This is a genomic window from Lysinibacillus sp. NPDC097214, assembly GCF_050277945.1.
In the GTDB taxonomy this organism is placed as follows: Bacteria; Bacillota; Bacilli; order Bacillales_A; family Planococcaceae; genus Lysinibacillus; species Lysinibacillus xylanilyticus_B.
In genome coordinates this window covers 330,101-353,285 of sequence record NZ_JBNNSS010000003.1, presented here as the reverse complement: position 1 = coordinate 353,285, position 23,185 = coordinate 330,101, and the positions used below count along the sequence as shown (strand labels likewise).

At 39.0% G+C, this 23,185-nt stretch carries 22 protein-coding genes; 3 read left to right on the top strand and 19 right to left on the bottom strand.

Annotation, left to right across the window (positions count from 1 at the left end; all coding sequences use genetic code 11):
• Positions 1 to 368: 368 nt before the first annotated feature.
• The 3 genes from ACQKMI_RS08920 to ACQKMI_RS08910 form a co-directional block, all read right to left on the bottom strand.
• On the bottom strand, positions 369 to 1,457 hold the full coding sequence (locus ACQKMI_RS08920; RefSeq protein WP_427488193.1) for a BMP family lipoprotein: 1,089 nt from the start codon (positions 1,455 to 1,457) through the stop codon (positions 369 to 371).
• Positions 1,458 to 1,510: 53 nt separating this feature from the next.
• Positions 1,511 to 2,239, bottom strand: a complete 729-nt coding sequence (locus tag ACQKMI_RS08915) for a GntR family transcriptional regulator (RefSeq protein ID WP_323645083.1) — start codon at positions 2,237 to 2,239, stop codon at positions 1,511 to 1,513.
• Between the two features lie 185 nt (positions 2,240 to 2,424).
• A complete protein-coding gene (locus ACQKMI_RS08910; RefSeq protein WP_427488192.1) occupies positions 2,425 to 4,713 on the bottom strand; it encodes a DNA translocase FtsK in 2,289 nt (762 codons plus the stop codon).
• Between the two features lie 138 nt (positions 4,714 to 4,851).
• Between ACQKMI_RS08910 and ACQKMI_RS08905 the strand changes: the two genes are divergently transcribed.
• Entirely contained in the window at positions 4,852 to 5,121 is a 270-nt protein-coding gene (locus ACQKMI_RS08905; protein ID WP_427488191.1) for a hypothetical protein, read from the top strand.
• A 102-nt stretch (positions 5,122 to 5,223) separates the two neighbouring features.
• Here ACQKMI_RS08905 and ACQKMI_RS08900 read toward each other — a convergent pair whose 3' ends face one another.
• The 6 genes from ACQKMI_RS08900 to ACQKMI_RS08875 form a co-directional block, all read right to left on the bottom strand.
• Positions 5,224 to 6,891 carry a ribonuclease J gene (locus tag ACQKMI_RS08900; protein ID WP_427488190.1) on the bottom strand — a complete coding sequence of 556 codons (1,668 nt, stop codon included), beginning with the start codon at positions 6,889 to 6,891 and terminating at the stop codon, positions 5,224 to 5,226.
• Positions 6,892 to 7,412: 521 nt separating this feature from the next.
• Entirely contained in the window at positions 7,413 to 8,330 is a 918-nt protein-coding gene (gene dapA, locus ACQKMI_RS08895) for a 4-hydroxy-tetrahydrodipicolinate synthase (protein WP_323645086.1), read from the bottom strand.
• 13 nt (positions 8,331 to 8,343) lie between these two features.
• Positions 8,344 to 9,381 (bottom strand): aspartate-semialdehyde dehydrogenase, encoded by a 1,038-nt coding sequence (locus tag ACQKMI_RS08890; protein ID WP_323645087.1) that lies wholly within the window; start codon positions 9,379 to 9,381, stop codon positions 8,344 to 8,346.
• 85 nt (positions 9,382 to 9,466) lie between these two features.
• Entirely contained in the window at positions 9,467 to 10,057 is a 591-nt protein-coding gene (locus ACQKMI_RS08885; protein ID WP_427488189.1) for a dipicolinate synthase subunit B, read from the bottom strand.
• Entirely contained in the window at positions 10,051 to 10,830 is a 780-nt protein-coding gene (locus ACQKMI_RS08880) for an NAD(P)-dependent oxidoreductase (protein ID WP_427414916.1), read from the bottom strand. Before ACQKMI_RS08880 ends, ACQKMI_RS08885 begins: the two co-directional genes overlap by 7 nt.
• Positions 10,831 to 10,839: 9 nt before the next feature.
• Positions 10,840 to 11,103, bottom strand: coding sequence for a YlmC/YmxH family sporulation protein (locus tag ACQKMI_RS08875; protein ID WP_370075185.1), 264 nt, complete (start codon positions 11,101 to 11,103; stop codon positions 10,840 to 10,842).
• Positions 11,104 to 11,234: 131 nt separating this feature from the next.
• Between ACQKMI_RS08875 and ACQKMI_RS08870 the strand changes: the two genes are divergently transcribed.
• Together ACQKMI_RS08870 and ACQKMI_RS08865 are read left to right on the top strand one after the other, a co-directional pair.
• The gene (locus ACQKMI_RS08870) at positions 11,235 to 11,375 is read left to right on the top strand and encodes a hypothetical protein (protein WP_427488188.1); all 141 of its coding nucleotides are present in this window, start codon (positions 11,235 to 11,237) and stop codon (positions 11,373 to 11,375) included.
• Positions 11,376 to 12,048: 673 nt separating this feature from the next.
• The gene (locus ACQKMI_RS08865) at positions 12,049 to 12,285 is read left to right on the top strand and encodes a hypothetical protein (protein ID WP_427488187.1); all 237 of its coding nucleotides are present in this window, start codon (positions 12,049 to 12,051) and stop codon (positions 12,283 to 12,285) included.
• 25 nt (positions 12,286 to 12,310) lie between these two features.
• Here ACQKMI_RS08865 and ACQKMI_RS08860 read toward each other — a convergent pair whose 3' ends face one another.
• The 10 genes from ACQKMI_RS08860 to rnpM all read right to left on the bottom strand — a co-directional run bounded on the left by ACQKMI_RS08860 (position 12,311) and on the right by rnpM (position 23,151).
• Positions 12,311 to 13,534, bottom strand: a complete 1,224-nt coding sequence (locus ACQKMI_RS08860) for a M16 family metallopeptidase (RefSeq protein WP_427488186.1) — start codon at positions 13,532 to 13,534, stop codon at positions 12,311 to 12,313.
• 477 nt (positions 13,535 to 14,011) lie between these two features.
• Positions 14,012 to 16,126 (bottom strand): polyribonucleotide nucleotidyltransferase, encoded by a 2,115-nt coding sequence (gene pnp / locus ACQKMI_RS08855; RefSeq protein ID WP_400934376.1) that lies wholly within the window; start codon positions 16,124 to 16,126, stop codon positions 14,012 to 14,014.
• Positions 16,127 to 16,413: 287 nt separating this feature from the next.
• Positions 16,414 to 16,683 (bottom strand): 30S ribosomal protein S15, encoded by a 270-nt coding sequence (rpsO, locus tag ACQKMI_RS08850; RefSeq protein ID WP_427488185.1) that lies wholly within the window; start codon positions 16,681 to 16,683, stop codon positions 16,414 to 16,416.
• 485 nt (positions 16,684 to 17,168) lie between these two features.
• Complete coding sequence (gene ribF, locus ACQKMI_RS08845) at positions 17,169 to 18,125, bottom strand: riboflavin biosynthesis protein RibF (RefSeq protein WP_427488184.1); 957 nt, start codon at positions 18,123 to 18,125, stop codon at positions 17,169 to 17,171.
• A gap of 13 nt (positions 18,126 to 18,138) precedes the next feature.
• Positions 18,139 to 19,050 (bottom strand): tRNA pseudouridine(55) synthase TruB, encoded by a 912-nt coding sequence (gene truB / locus ACQKMI_RS08840; protein ID WP_427488183.1) that lies wholly within the window; start codon positions 19,048 to 19,050, stop codon positions 18,139 to 18,141.
• A gap of 519 nt (positions 19,051 to 19,569) precedes the next feature.
• Positions 19,570 to 19,911, bottom strand: a complete 342-nt coding sequence (gene rbfA / locus ACQKMI_RS08835) for a 30S ribosome-binding factor RbfA (RefSeq protein WP_323645107.1) — start codon at positions 19,909 to 19,911, stop codon at positions 19,570 to 19,572.
• 102 nt (positions 19,912 to 20,013) lie between these two features.
• Positions 20,014 to 20,292: a DUF503 domain-containing protein gene (locus tag ACQKMI_RS08830; protein WP_004225006.1), complete on the bottom strand. Its 279-nt coding sequence runs from the start codon at positions 20,290 to 20,292 to the stop codon at positions 20,014 to 20,016.
• Positions 20,292 to 22,553 (bottom strand): translation initiation factor IF-2, encoded by a 2,262-nt coding sequence (gene infB / locus ACQKMI_RS08825; RefSeq protein ID WP_427488182.1) that lies wholly within the window; start codon positions 22,551 to 22,553, stop codon positions 20,292 to 20,294. Before infB ends, ACQKMI_RS08830 begins: the two co-directional genes overlap by 1 nt.
• Positions 22,554 to 22,567: 14 nt before the next feature.
• Positions 22,568 to 22,876, bottom strand: coding sequence for a YlxQ family RNA-binding protein (locus ACQKMI_RS08820; RefSeq protein ID WP_323645110.1), 309 nt, complete (start codon positions 22,874 to 22,876; stop codon positions 22,568 to 22,570).
• Complete coding sequence (gene rnpM, locus ACQKMI_RS08815) at positions 22,873 to 23,151, bottom strand: RNase P modulator RnpM (RefSeq protein ID WP_323645112.1); 279 nt, start codon at positions 23,149 to 23,151, stop codon at positions 22,873 to 22,875. The genes ACQKMI_RS08820 and rnpM overlap by 4 nt, the downstream gene beginning before the upstream one ends.
• Between the last annotated feature and the right edge of the window lie 34 nt (positions 23,152 to 23,185).

The following is a 23,185-nucleotide window of genomic DNA, read 5'->3' as shown; positions in this document are numbered from 1 at the left end:
ACCCCTGTTGCTCAGTGTTTATCACATTGCGCAATAACGACTTCAGCCAGAGATTCTATCTTCGTTCATTGGGCATTTTGTACCCTACTAACAAAAAAATTTACGCCTATCTTGTCCCACGAATAGAGGTAGATATTCTTCTGAATGAAGATAAATTAATACAGGAAAGGTCATCGTTAGAAACCTTTCTTCTATTAACTTGTTACCATCATTACTATTCTTACGATAAACTCATAGAAAAATTACTACCTCTATAGTAATTAAATATAGTCGAATAGAGTATTGCGAATAGTCAAAATATAACGATAGATTGAAAAATCATCATAAGGGTCTTCAAAAAAAGTCCCTTATGATGATCAAAAGACGAATTATTTCCCTACTTTTTCTGGGACTTTAATTTCACCCTTAGCAATTTTTTCTTTATATTCTTCAATAACCTTTAGTACATCTTCTGGGATTGCACCACGAGAATCCGCAAGCTTCACGCCGTCTTCAGCTAAACCATAAGTAAGCGTTTTGCCACCTGGGAATTCACCTTTTTTCGCTTTATTAGAAATATCTACAACTGCTGTGTTAACACCTTTTAACATAGAAGTTAAAGTGACATTTGTTTTATCGTCTACTTTACCTTCTTCATATTGGTCAGCGTCTACTCCGATTACCCAAATGTTTGCATTAGGATCTTTTTTCTTACGTTCTTTTGCCTCAGAGAATACACCGTTTCCAGTTGCACCAGCAGCGTGGAAGATTACATCTACACCTGAAGAGTACATGCTGTTTGCAGTAACTTTACCAAGGTCCGCTTTATCGAATGCAGCAGTATATTTTGATGTAATTTCGATTTTTGGATTTACAGCTTTTGCACCTTCAACAAATCCAGCCTCGAAGCGGTTGATAACTGGAATATCTACGCCACCTACGAAACCGATTTTACCTGATTTAGACATTTTCGCAGCCGCTACACCAGCTAAGAAAGCACCTTCTTGCTCTTTGAACAGTACAGATACTACGTTGTCCGCTTTTACTTCAGCGTCAATGATTGCGAATTTGTTATCTGGATTTTCTTCAGCTACTGCAGCAACAGAATCTTCCATCATGAAACCAATACCATAGATTAAGTTAAAGTCACGACGTAATAACGCGTTTAAATTTGAATCATAGTCTGCATCTGATTTTGATTGTAAGTAGTCGAAACCACCATCACCTTTTTTTAGGTTATGTTCTTTACCGTAAGCTTGAACACCTTCCCAAGCAGATTGGTTGAATGATTTATCATCAACGCCACCTACGTCAGTTACCATTGCTACTGAAAACACATCACCTTTGTTACTTTCGTCCGGTGAAGCGTTTTCATTTTCTTTTTTAGATTTATCTTCCTCTTTCGTACCACATGCACCTAAGATTGCACTTGCAGCTAAAACTGATGATAATACTAAGCCAAATTTACGTTTTTTCATTTGATTAACCCCCCAAAGGTATTGTAATTAGCAGGAAAAATATTAGAAATGTTCTACACCCTTTTACGAACTACATGGAAGCTGAATTTATCAGCTCGGAAATAATTTTTTGAATACAGCACTACTTGATCATGATCATCGTAATGTAACTGCTTTAATACTAAAAGAGCTGTTTCACGTCCGCAATTTAAAATCGGTGAAGCTTGCTCATGATACCCGATTGGATCAATATATGTAACAGCGTAGGCAACATGAATTTTACCGGATTGTTCAAGTGCAGAGAAAAGTGAAACTTCTTTTTTTTCTACAAAGTCAGTTGGCAGGAAGCTTGCAGGTAATCTGTCTATGCAGTAAACTACCGGCTCACCATCCGCTGTTCTGACACGTTCAATTGTGAGTATTTTATCTTCGCCATCACATTGGAAGCGTTTAAAATCTTCCTCAGCAGGTATACTTTCCGTCGCCTTTAAAAAGCGAGAACCGGGTTCCATGCCTGCTGCCTCGATCATGGAAGAAATGCTCGATAAATGCTCGATGCCTGATGTAAACAACGGCTTAGGGTTTACAAATGTGCCCACCCCATGTCGACGCACAATCACATTTTCCTCTTCCAACAGTCGTAGCGCTTCTCTAAGCGTTGCTCGACTGACTCCTAGTGATTTTGATAATTCAAACTCTGAAGGCAGTTTTTCATTTTCTTTAAAAACGCCCTTTTCAATGTCAGACTTTAAACGATCAATTACTTGAAGATAGAGATGACGATGATCTGCTTTTATAGTCACATATATCACCACCAAAATCAGAGATCAGACATCTGATGTACAACATTCCTACTAATCGTTCATAAATATAACATTTTTGTAGACTTAAATCAATTACACCTTAGTGTAATTTTCCGATTTTTGAAATGAATTTAGGCCTACTCACTGTAGACAACATTGTTCAATTTTTCGACGTTATTTTAGCACTAATTATCGTATTGATGAATGAGCACTTGTCGAGGCTTACTACCCTCTGAAGGCCCGACAATACCGCGTTGTTCCATTTGATCAACAATACGAGCAGCTCTCGAATAACCGATACGGAAGCGGCGTTGCAACATCGAAACAGAGGCCGTCTGCATACTAACAACTAACTGTACAGCCTCATCAAATAAATCATCCGTTTCCTCTAAAATTGTGTCTTCCTCGGTCGGAATCATTTCCTCCTGATATTGTGCCTTTTGCTGTTCTATAACAAAGTTAACAACTGACTCAACTTCTTGATCTGATAAAAAGGCACCTTGCACACGTTTTGGTTTAGATGCACCTGCAGGTAAAAACAGCATATCTCCTCGACCGAGTAAACGCTCTGCTCCACCCATATCTAATATCGTTCTAGAATCGATTGCTGACGACACCGCAAAGGCAATGCGCGAAGGAATATTTGCTTTAATAACACCTGTCAACACATCTACACTTGGTCGTTGAGTTGCAATTATTAAATGAATCCCTGCTGCACGTGCCATTTGTGCTAAACGTGTAATAGAATCCTCTACATCACTTGAAGCAACCATCATTAAGTCCGCTAACTCGTCTACAATTACTACAATATAAGGTAATTTCGGATGTTTTTCATCTGTTTGCTCATTGACCTTTTGCACATGACCATTGTAGCCTTCGATATTACGAGTACCAGTATGAGAAAATAGATCGTAGCGACGTTCCATTTCTGACACAACTTTTTTCAGCGCCTGAGACGCTTTACGTGCATCCGTAACAACTGGTGCCAGTAGATGAGGAATACCGTTATAAACATTTAACTCCACCATTTTCGGGTCAATCATCATCAGCTTAACTTCATGTGGTTTTGTACGCATTAGGATTGATACGACTATACCGTTTATACACACACTTTTCCCACTACCCGTCGAACCCGCAACAAGTAAATGTGGCATTTTATTGAGCTCAGCAAGTACTGCTTGTCCAGTAATATCACGACCAAATGCAACTTGCAATAATGCTTCTGGCTTTACACCATCCTTAGACTCTAACACTTCCCGAAGTGTAACAATAGCTACCTCACTATTTGGTACTTCAATGCCAATCGCTGACTTCCCAGGAATAGGTGCTTCCATACGGATATCCTTCGCAGCAAGTGCTAAGGCAAGATCATCCTGTAAGTTAACAATTTTACTTACTTTCACACCTACATCTGGTAATATTTCATATTTTGTTACAGCTGGGCCTAAATGAACTTGCGTTACTTTTGCCTTTACACCAAAGCTTTGCAAAGTTTGCTCTAGCTTTTTCGCATTTGCTTGTATAACTGAATATTCACCACTTTGGTCATGCTGTGGCGGTAATTGTAATAGATTATAAGATGGCAGTTGGTAATCTGCATTTTCCACAGCATCTGCGCCTTCAATATGGACATCATCAACAATCTCTCCATGTTCAATGTCTTCATTTTCGGCTGTTGCAAATGCTTCTCGTTCATGAGACACATTTTGAGTAAAGGCAGAGATGATTGGTTCATGAGAAATCTCTTCTTCCTCTTGTACTTCAGGCTCCTGATCGACAGCCGCAATTTCATCCTTGCTTTCTACTTTTGAACGGCGATTATTAGGTTTTTTCGGCATACTCTTTTTCTTATCACGATGTTTCTTTTTCCATTTGCCGAAAAGGTCGGGCATTTTTTTCGCTAAATATGGAACAAGTGCCTTTCCTGTTACTAAAATTAATCCGATAAAGAAAATAACCCACGCAACGACCTTCGCACCTGCTGCCTCAAATAAAACATGTAGAGCACTAAATAACAGTGCACCAACCATTCCGCCGCCAAGTGCATTACTTCGATGGATGACACCCTCAGAATTAATTAAAATTCGCCAAGATTCTCTCAAAACAGAGTCAGATAATAATCCACCAGATTTTGATAATTGTTCAAACAAAATGCCATGACTAAAAATTGTTAAACTCATAACAATTAGGAGCATACCTAATATGAGACGATCATAAATGCTTATTTTTTTCCGCCCAATCATTAGTAACGACGCAACAAATATAAGCATAAACGGCACAGCAAAATGTAAATTTCCTAAAAGAAACATTGTGATTGTTTGTAGAACACGGCCAATCATGCCATATTCAAAAATCATAATAACCGCAAATGCAATTAAGATAAGACCTAAAATTTCATACATAAGCGGATGCATTTCTTTTTTTTCTGTCGTCGCTTTTCCTTTCGTGACTTTTCTTTTTTTACTAGTCGCCATCTATTTCACCTTCTTTTGCAATCCATTCTTTAATATGTAGCAAATAATAACATGTAGAACTTGATTATTCCAAAAAAATCATCACCATAGCGTGGGGTTGATTTCCGTTCCGGCTGGGCGCTTTCCTGGGGGCGTCCGATGAGCCGCTTGGGCCAACAGATGTTTTCTGCGCGAAAGCGTAGTGCTAACGTAGCGGCAGCAGCACCGATGTTGGTCATGAAGGCGTTATCACAGGACGTGATGCTTTTAGCCTTCGTTCCCCTACGTGCTCGCTCCAGGGTCTCGGGCCAACAGGATGTTGGTCACGAAGGCGTTATCACAGGATGTGATGGTTTTAGCCTTCGTTCCTCTATCGCTGATCCTCAAGGAGTCGACCAACCTCCACTTCAATCAACTTTATATACATAACATATATCATTCCCAACTTTTGAGATTGAGTGAAAAAAAGGATTTTCCACCGTTCACATTCGGCTAGAAAATCCTTTTTCATTTAACGTTGATCTTTCATTTTTAATATTCCATAATGATTGGGATAATCATTGGGCGGCGCTTCGTTTTTTGGAATAAATACGTATTTAGTGTATCTCGAATTTCTTGTTTAATATTTGTCCATTCAAATGTATCTTTACCAACGTATTTTTCAATAACATTTTTAGCAATATCAGAAGCTTCCACCATTAACGCTTCTGATTCGCGTACATAGACGAAACCACGTGATAAAATTTCTGGACCAGATGCAATTTTCTTTTGAGCACGGTTTAATGTTACGACAACAATGAAAATACCATCCTGCGATAATAACTTACGATCGCGAAGTACTATGTTCCCTACATCACCAACACCGATACCGTCTATTAAAACATTACCAGCTTGTACACGGCCACTCATTCGCATTTTACCATTTTTATATTCTACAATATCCCCTTTATCGGCGATAAAAATTTGTGATTTTTGCATACCTAGTTGTTGAGCAAGCTTAGAGTGAGCAATAAGCATACGGTACTCACCTTGCACTGGGATAAAGTACTTTGGTTGCATTAAGTTTAGCATTAGCTTTAAATCTTCTTGGCTACCGTGACCCGATACATGTACATTTTTACTAGATGTGAGAATTTCAGCACCTGCTTTTGCGATAGAGTTCATCGTATTAGCCATCTGTACTTCCATACCAGGAGACGGTGTAAATGTAATTAATACTGTATCGTCTTTTTTAATTTTAATGTCTCGGTGATGTTTGCGGACAATTTTCTCTAATGCATCAAGTGGCTCCCCTTTATTACCTGTAGCAATAATAATAATCTCATCATCTTGATACTTTTGCATTTCTGAGATAGGGATGATTGTATCTTCTTCTACCGTTAAGTAACCTAGCTGTGCACCTAAATCTACAGCTTTTTCTAAAGGTTTTCCTACAATGACTACTTTACGGAACGACTTTTGAGCTTGTGTCAATACTTGCTGTATACGAATAAAATTCGATGCGTAAACAGCGACTAAAATACGACCTGGTGCTGAATGGAATGTTTTTGATAATTGTTCTTCAATCACAATCTCAGATGTCGTATAACCTGGTCGCTCAGCTTCACTTGACTCAGATAGCAGCATAAATACGCCTTCTTCTCCAAGCTGAGCCATTTTTGCTAAATCAGGCTTAAATTTACCTGTCGCTGATTGATCGAATTTAAACTCACCTGTATGAACAATTGCTCCTTCAGATGTATGGAACACTACCCCTAACGAATCGGGAATACTATGTGTTGTATGGAAGAATGTCACATACGTTGAGTTAAAATTCATACGACTACGGTTCGTAACCTCAAAGAATTTTACCTGATGTGGTGCAGGCAATTCCTTTAAATGTTCCTTTGCAAGTGCAATTGTTAATTTTGATCCGTACACTGGCGCTTTCACTTTTTGTAATACATAAGCAATTGAGCCAATTGCATCTTCATGACCATGTGTTAAGAAAATTCCTTTCACACGCTCTTTATTTTCTTCTAAATACGTAATATCTGGAATTACAATATCAATGCCCAGCATTTCGTCTTCTGGGAACATCAACCCGCTATCCACTACAAAAAGCTCTTCGTCAATTTCTACTACGTACATTGCTTTACCAATTTCGCCCACGCCACCAAGTGGAATGATACGAATTAATTCATTTCTCTTTTTTGTCAATTTACTTCCTCCTAAAAAATATCCCGAACAGCAACCACTTAAGATTTATTATACGGTTTGCAAAGCTTTTGCACAAATTAAAAATGCATCTTTCATGATAGAAACAGAAATTTATTGTTAATTTTATTACTAATAGATGGAAAGTAGGAGGAGGATATAGCATCGTGAAAGGTCATCAGCATAACGTGGGGTTGATTTCCGTTCCAACTTTTATACATGACATATGTTTTAACAAATGTCATTCTTAATTTTTGGCGATGAGCCATCTGAAAGGATACATAAACCAATTGAATGTAAAAATAATTTCAAAGAACCTGATGGATTCTCATTCCTACTCAAGCAAATATCAGCCATCCCAGAGCTATTATCCTACCATCGGGGGTTACCATCTATATTTAGAGGTCTCCTCCCATGCGGAAAGTAACAGTCTATATCTTTTATATTTCTTACAAAAGAAAAAAGACCGTAAACAAACTAAAAAATCTCGAGTTTGTCTACGATCTTACTATTTTAATTACTAATTAACTAAAGGTACTTACTTCTCTAAAGCTTCTCGCTTTTTCTTGATACGTATCCCAAATTCGGTCAAAGTTTGCTTTTTCTTCATCTGTCATTTCCATCATTGGCAAACGAACATTAAGTGTATCAAAGCCTAATTTGGTCATCGCGTATTTTACAGGCGATGGGTTTGGCTGTGCAAACAGCGCACGTACAAGTGGTAATAATGCTCGGTGAATTTTGGCTGCTAGCTCGTGATTTCCTTCTTCAAACGCTTTAATCATTAATTGCATATCATTCCCAACAACATGGGCAGCAACTGAAATAATTCCTGCTCCGCCGATTGCTAGTAGTGGGAGTGTTAAACCATCATCCCCACTATACACTAAGAAATTGTCATCTGAATCAACATTCTCAATAACATCGCCCATTTGATCTAAATTGCCACTCGCTTCTTTTATCCATGCAATATTAGAAATTTTACTTAAAGCAACAGAAGTTTCATAGGCAACATTGACGCCTGTACGTCCTGGCACATTATAAAGCATGACAGGTAAACTTGTTTCTTTTGCAATCGTTTCAAAATGCGCAAAAATACCGCGTTGATTTGGCTTATTATAATATGGTGCTACAAGCATGATACCATCTGCACCATTTTCTTCAGCCTTGTGCGTCATTGCTATAGAGTAAGCAGTTTCGTTATCTCCTGTACCTGCGATAACCGGTACACGACCTGCCACTTTTTCTACTGTAAAGCGTACAACTTCAATTTTTTCTTCTGTGGACATAGTTGGGTTTTCAGAGGTTGTGCCACATGCGACAATACAATCTGTACCATTATTAATCAAATGATTAATAATACGTTCTAGTTCTGGATAATTAATCGTGCCATCTTCTTTGAACGGCGTAATCATCGCCGTCCCAATTCGACCTAAATTCATCCTTACACCCCTCTTATAGTAAGTTATCCTCTAGCATTGCTTCAGCAATTTGAATAGAGTTTAATGCAGCGCCTTTCAAAAGATTGTCAGAAACGATCCATAAGTGGAATCCTTTTTTATTGTCTAAATCTTGACGGATACGCCCTACAAAAGTAGCATCTTCCCCTTCTGCATAGATAGGCATTGGGTAAGTTTGTGTTGCGATATCATCTTGTAATACGACACCAGGCGCATTGCGTAATACTTCAAAAATCTCCTGTACCGTTGCTTCTTTTTCTACTTCAAGATAAACAGATTCAGAGTGTCCCGAAACGACTGGCACGCGAACACAAGTTGCGGCTACTTTTAGCTCTGGTGCATGCATAATTTTCTTCGTTTCATTAATCATTTTCATTTCTTCATATGTAAAGCCATTGTCTGTAAATTTATCAATTTGTGGAATGACATTACGAGCGATTGGATAATGACGTTTGTCGCTACCAGAAGGTAAAATATTTGCTTCTACATCCTTACCTGCATCCCAATTTGCACTTTGTGCCTTTAATTCCTGAATAGCAGAAATACCTGCACCTGAAACCGCTTGGTATGTTGATACAATAATTTTTGTTAAACCGAATGCATGACGAATAGGTTCAAGTGCAGCCATCATTTGAATCGTAGAGCAGTTTGGATTTGCAATAATCCCCTTATGCTTAGCAAGATCACCACGATTTACTTCAGGGACAACTAATGGTACCTCTGGATCCATGCGGAAATGGCTCGTGTTATCGATCACTACTGCACCGCGTTTTGCCGCTTCTGGCGCTAGCACCGCTGATACCGAACCACCAGCCGAGAATAAAGCGACATTGACGCCTTCAAAAGCTTCAGGTGTCGCTTCTTCAATTGTATATGTCTTCCCATTAAATTCGATTGGTTTTCCTGCTGAACGTGCCGAAGCTAAAAACTTAATATCTCCAATTGGAAACTCTCGTTTAATTAGTTGTTCCATCATTTTTGTGCCGACTGCCCCTGTTGCTCCAACTACAGCAACTGTTAACTGCTTTGTCATCTGTCATCAACTCTCCTTGAATACAAGTTACATAATGTGTGCTATTGTATCACAAAAATACTGAAAATTGTGTGTAATTTACGAATTATTTTAAATATTGTACCAACAGTGGCTGTAATTGCTTTTTCTCCGTAATCGCTTCATGAACAGTCGCGACCATTTGATCAAAATCAGCAATTAAGGAATTGGGTTTTGAATGTGGTGAGTCCTGCCCGAATGGAATAAAATAAATGTTTTTAGCGTTTAGCAGCCTCATTATATTCATACCATTTAAGCCGAGAGCATCATTTGTTGATATACCTAGAACAACAGGCGAACCGTTACGTAATGTTGCCTTCGCAGCCATCAATACCGCACTATCTGTTGCTGCATTTGCAAATTTACTGATACTATTCCCTGTCATCGGCGCTATAACCATCGCATCCAATGGATTGGATGGTCCAAATGGTTCTGCCTCTTTAATAGAAGAAATAACCTTTTCTCCAGTGATCTCCTCTATTTTTGCAATCCACTCCTCCCCAGTACCAAAACGCGTAGCTGCATGTAAAACGGAGTGTGTAATAATTGGAATAACTGCTGCTCCTGCATCTTTAAAGTTTTGGATTTTAGGTACTACGTCCTCATACGTACAGTGGGAGGCCGTAATACCTAAACCAATTCGTTTCCCCGTTAGCAATCTTCTTCCTCCTCTATTGCCTTGCACAATATTGTCGCTGCATCATGTGCAAAGTATTTCCCAGGTAATGATGGCAATAGTACATACGTTTGTAGTTGTTCAGCATCTATATCTAAACAGCCAGGCTCTGAAGCCAAATCATATAGTACAACCGGGACATGTTCTTGGAATGATTCAGTAATCCACTTAGCGGGAATCGTATTGATAAATATCCCATCATTAATTGACCATTGCCGGTCATCTAAATTCGTAGCTTTATAACCATATGCCTTTGCTTCACTCACTTGTACAACTGAACGCGCTACTATATGGATATTAGCGCCCATCTTGACGAGTAAAGATGCGAGCATTTTGGCTGTGCGCCCAAATCCTGCGATAGTAAAGTTTTGTCCGTAAATACATTTTTGCTCGAGTCCGTAAAACGTGGCGATAAATCCCTCCGCTGTTAATCTTGCATTTTGCCAAATAAATGATTCTTGTTGTAAATAGCAATTTGTTTCATTTCTCTCAAGCAATTGCTTCCAATGCATAGTTAAACGCCCTGTATAAAACTTAACTTGAGATATCCCATAAAGCTGTTCCACTTCAATTTTTAGCGGAAGAATAGGAAGAATAATTCTATTTGGTTGGAATTCTAATACAAGCTTATTTAACTCTTCATTCCAAACTGATGTTCTTTTATAAAATACAGTTCTCGATGGGCTCCTTAGCATGGTAGCTAATTCCTTCAACCTTAGATCCTCACCGATAACAAGCCATTTTTCATTTTCCAAAAGCTCACCTCACTGTAAAAATTCTGACTGTACCGTCGTTGTTTTGTTAAATAAAATCCGATCTTCGCCAATTAGTATAATTTCATGCCAAGGTATCATTTCACTAACTTTCACTTTCTTTTTTTGGAATGGCAATTTATCTTTCACAATCTCAAAACCATGAATCTTTCCTGTTTGCACATCTATTAGACATTCCGTATGTGCCAATATGCCAAAGTGTACGCCACCCTCGACTTGAATTAACTCTTTATCCACCATCTCTGATAGTAGCATGCCTCATCTCCCTCCTTGAACCGTTACCCCAATATATGCCGAGTTTTTGCAATTCGTGACCCTTACCCAAAGTATGAAAATGTGCACTTACCAGCACATCTGTATATAGAGATGTGTAAGGCGAGGGATTTGTGCATATCCATTTAAGCTACGCTTGTGATAAACCCATTTATGAACAAATAACTGTACAGCTTAAGGAAGCGATACTAGCCAATAAATTACAGGATGGTGACGCACGACCATCTATCGTGCACTTGCTTTTAGCGTTATGACAGCGAAGTTGGCTTATGCTGATTTAAAGCGAGATGGATTTATCAAAACGGTAGCTTAGACAGGAAGCTTTGTTACAGAACGAAATCAATATTTTCTACGCGAGGAATTATTACGTCAAGTTAAAAAAGCAAATGCAGTAAGCAGTTAGAACGGCCAAAACTGCTGGGCTTACAAAAGAGGAAGTATAGGAGTTACTTACATTGAACAACTAAATGAATACTATTGAGATTCATGCTTTACCAAAAAGCTTTGAAGGGTTTTCTCTTAATGATGTATTTCAGTACCTCAAGGCACAATCATGGGTTTTACTGTGCTGGGAAGTTTACAGATACATACTAAAAAAGAATACTGCGAAATTTTGCTATTCGGCAAGGATGTTGTCGAACTTGAATGATCGATAAAAAACGACATCGGTGTGGTTTTTGACGATTTACATGTACCTGAAACACTTAATGCGACGCAACTCGACAAATTCATGATAAAGGGTTTAAAACGTGGGATTCAAGCTATTATTTTGAGTGATTAGCAAATTTAAAATTCCAGTGAGGAAGAAGGTAAGAGAATTTCCCCGTGGAATGAGGACGAAGCTGTCCATTGTATTTGCCCTGCCATATTATCCAAAGCTGTTAATTATGGTTGAACCCACGAGCGGGCTAGATCCGATAATCCGTGATGGGAATTCTCGATTTATTTTTAACGTTTATGCAGGATGAAACACATAGCATTCTATTTTCTTCTCATATAACAAGCGATTTAGAAAAGACTGCTGACTATCTTACATTCATACTGGAGAAATTTTATTTAGTGAAAAGATGGATGTACTGGTCTAAGTACAGCATATTAAAAGGAAATAATGAGGAAGTAAGCGAAATACCAGAGGATAAAAATAGCGTAATGAATCAAAAATAGGTTGCCCATTTAGGGCAACCTATTTTTAAGCTTCCGGACCAATAATTGAAATGGCTGGCTCAGCTTTCAAGATTTTTGCTATTAAGCGATCGAGCGATTCCATTGATACGGCATCAATGGACGCTAGTACTTCGTCTACTGAACGATGTTTGCGATGCACTAACTCACTCGTACCGTTACGATTCATACGAGAACCTGTCCCCTCTAGACCGAGTACAAAACTACCCTTCAGCTGCTCCTTCGCATTCACAAGTTCTTCCTCTGTCACACCACCTGCTACGATATCAAGTAATGTCGCATCAATTGTATGTTGGAGCTGCGATAATTGCTGACGACTTGTACTACCATAAATCGTAAATGCACCAACATCTGCATAACAGGATTGATAAGAAAATATTGAATAGGCTAAACCACGTTCTTCGCGTACTTCTTGGAACAAACGAGAGCTCATATTGCCACCAATAATATTATTAAGTGCAATAAAGCTATACATATCTGGATCTTTTACACCAATTGCTGGATAAGAAATGGCTAAATGTGCTTGCTCCGTATCGCGAGTTTTTGAAATCTCTCCTGGATAAAAATGAGGATTCGAAAGCACAGGCTCAACCACAAGTGGAGATGGCTGATAATGGCCAAATAAATCTTCAATTGTTTGGATAAGCTTTGCAGAAATATTTCCGGCTATTGAAATAACAACTGATTCTGGACCATAATGTTTAGCCATATAGTTACGTATCAAATCTGCTGTAAATGTTTTTAAAGTAGCCGCAGTCCCTAGTATTGGACGACCGAGTGCATCGTTTGGATACATGACTTCCCAGAGCTTTTCATGAACATCATCATCAGGTGCGTCTTCACTCATTAGTATTTCCTCTAGTACAACTTGTCGTTCCTTCTCTAACTCTTCCTTTGCAAACGTAGAATTAAAGAACATATCCGCTAATATTGTCACGGCAAGCTCTGCATGATGATCTAAAACCTTTGCATAATAACAAGTGTTTTCCTTAGATGTAAAGGCATTTAACTCGCCACCAATTCGGTCAAATTCTTCAGCAATTTGGCGAGCTGTTCGAGTTTTTGTCCCTTTAAAAAGCATATGTTCGATAAAATGTGTAATACCATTTTCCTCAGGTAGCTCATAACGAGATCCTGCATTAACAAAAATGCCTAGCGCAACGGATCTTACATGATCGATTTGCTCAGACACAATACGCACACCATTCTGACATGTATGTACTTGTACCAAAAAATCTCCCCCAATTTATCTCTAGTTCTACATCAAAGGCATAATGTGGGATCTTCACCAAAACGTGTGGTTGATTTCCGTTCCAACTGGGCGCTTTCCTGGGGGCGTCCGATGAGCCGCTTGGGCCAACAGGTTGTTGGTCACGAAGGCGTTATCACAGGACGTGATGCTTTTAGCCTTCGTTCCCCTGCCGGCTCGCTCCAGGGTCTCGGGCCAACACGATGTTGGTCACGAAGGCGTTATCACAGGATGTGATGCTTTTAGCCTTCGTTCCCCTATCGCTAATCCCCAAGGAGTCGCCCAGTCGTAACGAAGATCAACTTATTTACCAAGTATACGTTTTACCAAAAGTCATCCACGACTTTTGGTGATGAACCATAATGTGAAGTTTCCCCCAAAATATCCCTTATCGAACCATTTTCCTTATAGTTGATTTAAAAAAGGCTGCGCATTATACGCAGCCTTTTCTACAATTTATTATTTATCTTGCTCAGCGCGTTCTTTTTCCTCTTGGATAACTACTTTACGAGATAAATTCACACGACCTTGCTTGTCAATTTCAATAACTTTTACAAGTAATTGATCGCCAAGTTTTAAGACATCTTCAACTTGTTTTGTACGTTCCTCTTGAATTTCAGAGATGTGAAGTAAGCCATCTTTACCAGGGAATATTTCACAGAACGCACCGAATTTTTCAATACGTTTAACTGTTGATAAGTAATACTCGCCAACTTTTGCTTCACGTACGATGTCTTCGATAATTTGTTTTGCACGAGCGTTCATTTCTTCATCTGCAGAAGAGATGTAAATTGTACCATCTTGCTCCGTATCAATTTTTACGCCAGTTTCTTCAATAATTTTGTTAATTTGTTTACCACCAGGTCCGATGACATCGCGAATTTTATCAGGATTAATCTTCACGATAACAATTTTCGGTGCAAATTTAGATAATTTTTCACGTGGGTCTGCAAGAGTAGCAATCATTGATTCTAAAATGTGCATACGGCCAATTTTAGCTTGTGTTAATGCTTCTTCTAAAATATTACGTGATAAACCATCAATTTTAATGTCCATTTGAAGTGCTGTTACACCTTTAGCTGTACCTGCAACTTTAAAGTCCATATCTCCAAGGTGGTCTTCCATACCTTGAATATCCGTTAAAATAGAGTAGTGTTCTCCTTTTTTAATAAGACCCATTGCAATACCTGCTACAGGTGCCTTTAATGGAACACCAGCATCCATCATCGCTAACGTTGAAGCACAGATAGAAGCTTGAGATGTAGAACCGTTTGATTCAAGTACTTCCGATACACAACGGATTGTATATGGGAATACAGATTCATCTGGAATAACCGCATCAAGAGCACGCTCTCCTAATGCACCATGCCCGATTTCACGACGACCTGGTCCACGAATTGGGCCAGTTTCCCCTACAGAGAATTGTGGGAAGTTATAGTGATGCATAAAGCGTTTTGATTCTTCTACACCTAAACCGTCGATAATTTGTACATCCCCAAGTGCACCTAATGTACAAATAGAAAGGGCTTGTGTTTGTCCACGCGTAAATAATGCTGAACCGTGTGTACGTTGCAATATGCCTGTTTCAGAAGAAAGTGGACGGATTTCGTCTAACTTACGACCATCTGGACGTACTTTATCTTCTGTAATCTGACGACGTACTTCGTCTTTAACCATTTTATCTAGAATTGTATAAACTTGCTTCATTGTTACATCATCAGCTTCTTGCTCTTCATAAGAAGCAATAACACGGTCTTTTACCGCTTTAATAGCTTCATCACGTGCATGTTTCTCAGCAGTTTGAATAGCATCATGCATGTCAGTCTCACAAGCTGCTTTTATATCTGCTTGAATCGCTTCATCAATTTCAAATAATGTTATTGATAATTTTTCTTTTCCTACTTCTGCAACGATTTGCTCTTGGAAAGCAATAATTTTTTGGATTTCTTCATGACCGAACATAATGGCTTCTAGCATTATTTCCTCTGGTACTTCTAGTGCACCTGCTTCAACCATGTTGATAGCATCCTTGTTACCTGCTACAGATAAATGGACTGTTGATTGATTAGATTGTTCCACTGTTGGGTTCACGATAAATTTACCGTCGATATAGCCAACTTGTACACCTGCAATCGGTCCGTCAAATGGAATATCTGAAATAGCTAACGCTATTGATGAACCAAGCATTGCAGCCATTTCAGACGTGCAATCCGGATCGTTAGACATGACCATCGAAATTACTTGTACTTCATTACGGAAACCGTCTGGGAACATCGGACGAATCGGACGGTCGATTAAACGGCTTGCTAGTATTGCTTTTTCAGATGGACGTCCTTCACGTTTAATAAAGCCACCAGGAATTTTACCTGCTGCGTATAAACGTTCTTCGTAGTTTACTGTTAATGGGAAGAAATCAAGTGGTTTCGGTGATTTTGACATTGTTGCTGTTGAAAGTACAGATGTATCTCCATAGCGTACTAAAACGGCCCCATTTGCTTGTTTTGCTAACTGTCCGACTTCGATTACAAGCGGACGGCCAGCCCATTCATAGGAATAGACTTTCTTTTCGTTCATTCAATGAACCCCTCTCTATTATAAAAACACTTACTTCGTCTGTATGTACTAATAGTAAGTGTACCAAAAATGCTTGTTCTATGCTAAATATTTCATCAAATAATCATACATTTAAATTCAGTTATTGCCAATTTATTTAGGATTTATTTCTGTATCTGATTGAAACCAAGTTTTTTTGCTTGAATTTCGTGTCATATATGCTTTTTTCGCAATAGTAAAGTTAATGTCTTCTTAATGTTTATAAACATAAAGAAAAAGCGGGATTAATCCCGCTTTTAGATCGACAATTAGCGACGTAAGCCTAAACGAGTGATTAGTTCACGGTAACGTTGTACGTCAGTTTCACGAAGATATTTTAATAGGTGACGACGACGACCTACCATTTTAAGAAGACCACGCTCAGAGTGGAAATCTTTTTTGTGTGTACGTAAGTGAGCATTTAGAGCGTTGATTTCCTCTGTTAATACTGCAACTTGTACTTCTGGAGAACCAGTGTCACTTTCGTGAGTACGGAACTCAGCAATAATTTCGTTTTTACGTTGTTTTGTAATAGCCATTTGTATGGACCTCCTAAATAATTGTTAATCGCCATTAGCACAGTAAACGTTGGAGTCATCGATATACCGAGCTAAGGTTAAGCATATTATGCACTTATGAATGTTACCATAAATCAAAAGGTCAAGCAAGCGTTAACGTAAGCCTATTCAAATGCTAACGCATATTTAATTTGCATTAACCCGATAAAATATGGTTCATCACCATAAAGTGGGGTTGATTTCCGTTCCAGCTGGGCGCTTTCCTGGGGGCGTCCGATGAGCCGCTTGGGGCAACAGGATGTTGGTCACGAAGGCGTTATCACAGGACGTGATGGTTTTAGCCTTCGTTCCTCTACCTGCTCGCTCCAGGGTCTCGGGCCAACACGATGTTGGTCACGAAGGCGTTATCACAGGATGTGATGGTATTAGCCTTCGTTCCTCTATTGCTGATCCCCAAGGAGTCGCCCAGTCGTAACGAAGATCAACTTATATTCATGGTATACGTTTTAACTTTTGGTAATAACCTTAAAATATTCAATTGCTTCTTGTTTATCCTTTTCGATTTGTGCTTTCAAAGCTTCAATTCCATCGAATTTTCGTTCACTTCTTATACGTTTATACCAAGCGACATGCACTTCTTCACCGTAAATATTTTTTTCGAAGTTTAATATATGGGCTTCGATGGATAATTGCTTGTCATTTGGATCTTTAAATGTTGGTTTATAGCCTACATTACATACACCATCATACCAGTTATTTTGTACAAGTAATCGTACCGCATACACACCGCTTGCTGGGATATAAGTCCCCTCTAACGCTTGGACATTAGCAGTTGGGAAACCGATTGTGCGTCCTCGCTTATCACCATGTACAACGATACCCGTAATTTCAAATGGTCGTCCTAGGAGCAATCTTGCTGCTTCCATATCTCCCTCTTGCAATAGCTTACGGATACGTGTAGAGCTAATTTTTTCGATATCGTCGATTTTCTTTTCAACAACTGTTACGCCGTAATCTCCATTACTCAATGCACGCATATCTTCCATTTTACCTTTACCGAATGCACCAAAAGAATAATCAAAGCCAGCTGTAACATGTTGAATGTTCAACCCACGAATAAATGTATCAATAAATGCATCAGGTGAAAGCTTTGCAAAATCAGATGTGAAATGTACAACAAATGCTGTATCAACACCCTGTTCTTCAAATAGCTGCAATTTTTGCTGTAATAACGTTATATAAAATACTTTTTCGTTACGACCGCCTAGCACTAAAGAAGGATGTGGATCGAATGTCATAACAGCCGTTGGAATTTGACGCTTGTCTCCTTCTTCCTTCGCTGCCTTAATAACTGCCTGATGCCCTCTATGTACACCATCAAAAAAGCCCAGTGCCAATGAATACGGTTGCATGCTTTCTCTTTGCTGTAGCTGGTGTGGGTATTTTAAATGAATGACCTCCATACAAAAAATCCTCCTACTCTATCGTCGGAAACATCTTATGTGGCTTCATAAACCCTTCCTTTGTAGGATGGGCTTGATAGACCGCAATTGCTTTCCCACTGATTCCAAAAACAATTTTATCATGTATCTTTAATAATGCATCTGCGGGAAGCACTTGTCCATTGAAAATTTCTTTTTCATTAGCAGAAGTTATTTCAATAAATGGGTAATCTGTCAATGCATACTCAACAGGTAAAATGCATGTATCGATTTGCTCAGCTTCCATCAGCTCAGCTACCTGTGCCAACGTAAAGCAATTTTCTTGTGTAAACGTACCTGAGGCTGTGCGTACGAGCTCTTTCATATGCGCAGGATAGCCAAGCGCCGCTCCGATTTGCACAGCTAGTGTTCGAATATACGTCCCTTTACTACACGCTATCCGTACAGGGAATGTAATTTCTTGTCCTTCATAAATTTCAACATCATCTAGTAGCTCTAATGCATAAATAGTTACTTGACGTGTCGGTCTTTCTACAATTTCGCCTTTTCGAGCATATTCATAGAGACGTTTCCCATTTACTTTGACAGCTGAAAACATTGGTGGCGTTTGTTGAATGACACCTGTTAGCGAGGCTAAAACTTCTTGCAATTGAGTACGTGTGAACTTTTTATCCGTAGGATCTTGCTCAACTGTTTCTCCTTCTGCATCCTCAGTTGTCGTTGTACGGCCAATTGAAATAACGGCTTCATAGGTTTTTCCTGCATCCGTTAAATATTCTGCGATACGTGTTGCTTGACCAATACAAATCGGGAGAACTCCCTCAACACCTGGATCAAGTGTGCCTGTATGTCCAACTTTTTTGGTACGTAAAATTTTTCGTAATTTAAAGACGCAATCATGACTTGTCATGCCGCGTTCCTTCCAAAGCGGTAAAATACCGTTCATAAGCTTCCTCCTAAAATCAAATCAATTCATTTTTAGCAATTTTGATGTTCGTTACATTTTCATCACTTTTAGGATCATCACCAAAACGTGTGGTTGATTTCCGTTCCGACTGGGCGCTTTCCTGGGGGCGTCCGATGAGCCGCTTCGCTTCGCTGCAGGGTCTCGGGCCAACAGGATGTTGGTCACGAAGGCGTTATCACAGGATGTGATGGTTTTAGCCTTCGTTCCTCTATCGCTAATCCCCAAGGAGTCGCCCAGTCTCCACTCCAATCAACTTATTTGCATAGTATATGTTTTAACAATTGTCATCCACGGCTTTTGGGGATGAACCCACTTTTAAGATAAAAGTGGATGCCTGACACACCTACCGAAAAACTGGCGGGCAGTCGCCAAAACATATAGGTAAGCTCCGCACGAAAGCTTAATAAAGATGATAGAGCCAAAAAATGTTACATTCCTAATGAATGTAAAAAGCCTGCCTGCATGAACATGCATATGGCAGACTTTTTTAAGTTAAGCTTATTCTTCGTGTAAACCACGTAGCAATGTATCAATACGGTTCCCATATTCAATCGATGAATCGAATTCAAAAATTAGTTCTGGTGTACGACGTAAACGGATTCGTGAACCGATTTCTGAGCGAATAAAACCAGAAGCCTTTAATAAAGCTTTTAGTGTTTCCTCTTTTTCACGTTCATTGCCTAGAGTTGTAATATAAATTGTCGCTTGCTGTAAATCACCTGTCACCTCAACACCAGTAACAGTAACGAAACCAACACGCGGATCTTTAATTTTACGTCCAATAATCTCGCCAAGCTCTTTTTTCATTTGCTCAGCGACACGGTTTGAGCGTAGAGACATAGTTTGTCACCTCAATTTCGATGTACAGAAAGTTGTGTCCTCACTTACACATCTATTTTCATGCAAGGTTGGTAAATCAAGCAACACAACTTCTAATGTTACTTATAGATAGTCTCGCCACACATTAAGCTGTTCCCAAGATGGATTTGACTGTAAGTAGTGGAGCGCGTGATTAATTTCACGCTCGGCTGCTTCTTTTGAAGAAGAAACAGCAACAAGCGCTAATTTCGTGCGTTGCCATACATTTTGATGGTCAATTTCCGCGATGGATACATTAAATTTTTGTTTCGTGCGTGTAATCATGCGCTGTAAGACAGCACGTTTTTCCTTCAACGAATGGGCAGTTTGAATAATGAATTCAACCTCTGCGTAAACAATCATTAAGCACGTTTAACTTCTTCCATAATATAGGCTTCGATAATGTCGCCTTCTTTAATATCGTTGAAGTTTGTAATTGTAATACCACATTCGTAACCACGGGCAACTTCTTTTACTTCATCTTTGAAACGTTTAAGTGTATCTAATTCACCTTCAAAAATTACTACATTTTCGCGAATCACACGTACGCCTGAATCACGAGTTACTTTACCTTCTGTTACGTATGAACCAGCAATTGTACCAACTTTTGATACTTTAATTGTTTGTCGAACTTCTGCTTGACCAATAATTTTTTCTACGAATTCTGGATCAAGCATACCTTTCATTGCTTGTTCAATTTCTTCGATTACTTTATAGATAATGCGGTGTAGACGAATATCTACGCCTTCTTCTTCTGCTGCACGTTTTGCATTGACATCTGGACGAACATTGAAGCCGATAACAATTGCATTAGAAGCCGCAGCAAGAGAAATATCTGATTCTGTAATCGCTCCAGCGCCAGTGTGAATAATTTTCACGTTTACGCCTTCAACATCAATTTTCATTAATGATGCAGCCATAGCTTCTACAGTACCTTGAACGTCAGCTTTAACAATTAAGTTAAGCTCCTTCATTTCGCCTTGACTCATTTGTTCGAATAAGTTATCAAGCGTTACGCGTTGTTTTTCTGAACGTTGTGCTTGAATCGCTGACATTGCACGAGTTTCTCCAACTTGACGTGCTGTTTTTTCGTCTTCAAAGACAACGAAACGGTCGCCAGCTTGTGGTACATCGTTTAAACCTGTGATTTCAACTGGCGTTGATGGTCCAGCTTCCTTCACACGACGGCCTTTGTCATTCACCATAGCACGTACACGTCCAAAAGTATGGCCGACAACAATTGGGTCCCCAACTTTTAATGTTCCATCTTGTACTAAAAGCGTTGCAACAGAGCCTCGACCTTTATCTAGCTGTGCTTCAATTACTGTACCAAGTGCTAAGCGATTAGGGCTCGCTTTTAATTCTCCAACTTCAGCAACAAGTAAAATCATTTCAAGTAATGTGTCAATGCCTTCACCTTTTAATGCAGAGATTGGTACGAAAATAGTTTCGCCACCCCAAGCTTCAGGAACTAGGCCATGCTCTGTTAACTCTTGCATCACACGGTCTGGATTAGCTGAAGGTTTATCCATTTTATTGACTGCAACAATAATTGGTACTTCTGCTGCTTTTGCGTGGTTAATTGCTTCCACTGTTTGTGGCATAACGCCATCATCCGCAGCTACTACTAAAATCGTTAAGTCCGTTACTTTCGCACCGCGCGCACGCATAGTTGTAAACGCAGCGTGTCCTGGTGTATCAAGGAACGTAATTTTTTTGTCGCCTTCAGTTACTTGATAAGCACCGATATGCTGAGTAATACCTCCAGCCTCTCCAGCTGTAACTTTAGTATTGCGAATAGAGTCTAACAATGTAGTTTTACCATGGTCAACGTGACCCATAATTGTTACTACAGGAGGACGTTCTGATAAGTCCGCCTCGTTAATTTCTTCTGTTTGTTCGAAGTGTGTTTCTAAATCCGTAATATCTACACGAATTTCTTCTTCAACTTCTACACCATAGTCTGCGCAAAGTAATTCAATTGCATCCTTATCTAATTCTTGGTTAATTGTTGCCATTACACCAAGCATAAATAATTTTTTAATAATTTCTGATGGCTCACGGTGTAATTTTTTTGCTAATTCCGCTACAGAAAGTGATTCAACAAAAGTAATTTTTTCTGGTAATTCCTTTTGTTTCACTGGTAGACTTGGTTGATGTGTTTTTGGATGGCGACGTTTCCCGCCATGGATTCCTGGTCTTGGACGTTGGTTGTAACCACCGCCACCTCTGCGATTATTATTATTATTATTATTATTATTATTATTATTATTTTGTGTCATATTTCTATTTTGATTACCTTTTATATTCTTAGATTTTTCGTTAGACGAATTTGAGTTTTGACGCGTTTGTTGCTGATTACTTGTTTTAGGCTTAGAAGTAGCAGATTGTTGCTTTTGCCCTTCTTGCTTTTTTACCGGTTGCTGTTGTTTTTGCGATACATTTTGAGTAGGTTGCTTCACATTACTATTTTTAAATGTTTGGTTTAACTTTGTCACTGTGTCTTTTTCTAACATTGACATATGATTTGTTACACTCTCATTTAATTTACTTAGTGCTTCAATAACCTCTTTACTCGTTTTATTCACTTGTTTCGCATATTCATGAACTCTGATTTTGGTCATCTGCTCACCCCCGATTATTTTTCGTTGAGTAGACTAGACAATTTGCTTGCAAAACCTTTATCGGTAATAGCTAAAGCCACTCGGGCCTCCTTACCTGTAGCATGTCCTAGATCATAACGATCACCAATTACATGATACTCAACGTTGTAATACGTGCATTTATCTTGAATTTTTTTGCTAGAGTTTTTAGAAGCATCGTTTGCAAGCAGTACTATCTTAGCATTACCATTGCGGACTTCCTTTACTACTAACTCTTCTCCTGAAATCACTTTACGGGCTCTTGCCGCTATTCCAAGCAAATTATGCACTGCTTGATTGATCATAATATAGACTCCCTACGAATCATCAAAATAAGTTCATCGTAGATTTCTTCAGGGATTTTTACATCAAGTTGATGCCCTAAAACATTTTTCTTACGGGCGATTTCAATCGCTTCCTCCGATTTAGAAACATAGGCACCACGTCCGGGTTTTTTCCCGGAAACATCTACACTTACTTCGCCCTCTTTCGAACGAACGACACGAATCATTTCTTTCTTTGTTAGCATTTCTCCAGTAGCTACACATTTTCGAAGAGGTACTTTTTTATTAATAGCCATAAGAATCACCTTTCCTCTCTGAAGCTTGTCGTAA

Excerpts from the sequence above, each read along its gene's own strand:
- ACQKMI_RS08875 (WP_370075185.1), bottom strand. The coding sequence starts at position 11,103 with ATGCTACTATCAGAGATGGTGGATAAAGAGTTAATTCAAGTCGAGGGT.
- rpsO (WP_427488185.1), bottom strand. The coding sequence starts at position 16,683 with ATGGCTATTACAAAACAACGTAAAAACGAAATTATTGCTGAGTTCCGT.
- truB (WP_427488183.1), bottom strand. The coding sequence starts at position 19,050 with ATGAACGGTATTTTACCGCTTTGGAAGGAACGCGGCATGACAAGTCAT.
- ACQKMI_RS08865 (WP_427488187.1), top strand. The coding sequence starts at position 12,049 with ATGGGAATTCTCGATTTATTTTTAACGTTTATGCAGGATGAAACACAT.
- ACQKMI_RS08910 (WP_427488192.1), bottom strand. The coding sequence starts at position 4,713 with ATGGCGACTAGTAAAAAAAGAAAAGTCACGAAAGGAAAAGCGACGACA.
- ACQKMI_RS08905 (WP_427488191.1), top strand. The coding sequence starts at position 4,852 with ATGAGCCGCTTGGGCCAACAGATGTTTTCTGCGCGAAAGCGTAGTGCT.
- rbfA (WP_323645107.1), bottom strand. The coding sequence starts at position 19,911 with ATGTCTCTACGCTCAAACCGTGTCGCTGAGCAAATGAAAAAAGAGCTT.
- ACQKMI_RS08820 (WP_323645110.1), bottom strand. The coding sequence starts at position 22,876 with ATGATCAATCAAGCAGTGCATAATTTGCTTGGAATAGCGGCAAGAGCC.
- rnpM (WP_323645112.1), bottom strand. The coding sequence starts at position 23,151 with ATGGCTATTAATAAAAAAGTACCTCTTCGAAAATGTGTAGCTACTGGA.
- infB (WP_427488182.1), bottom strand. The coding sequence starts at position 22,553 with ATGACCAAAATCAGAGTTCATGAATATGCGAAACAAGTGAATAAAACG.
- ACQKMI_RS08920 (WP_427488193.1), bottom strand. The coding sequence starts at position 1,457 with ATGAAAAAACGTAAATTTGGCTTAGTATTATCATCAGTTTTAGCTGCA.
- ribF (WP_427488184.1), bottom strand. The coding sequence starts at position 18,125 with ATGGAGGTCATTCATTTAAAATACCCACACCAGCTACAGCAAAGAGAA.
- ACQKMI_RS08830 (WP_004225006.1), bottom strand. The coding sequence starts at position 20,292 with ATGATTGTTTACGCAGAGGTTGAATTCATTATTCAAACTGCCCATTCG.
- dapA (WP_323645086.1), bottom strand. The coding sequence starts at position 8,330 with ATGAATTTAGGTCGAATTGGGACGGCGATGATTACGCCGTTCAAAGAA.
- ACQKMI_RS08890 (WP_323645087.1), bottom strand. The coding sequence starts at position 9,381 with ATGACAAAGCAGTTAACAGTTGCTGTAGTTGGAGCAACAGGGGCAGTC.
- pnp (WP_400934376.1), bottom strand. The coding sequence starts at position 16,126 with ATGAACGAAAAGAAAGTCTATTCCTATGAATGGGCTGGCCGTCCGCTT.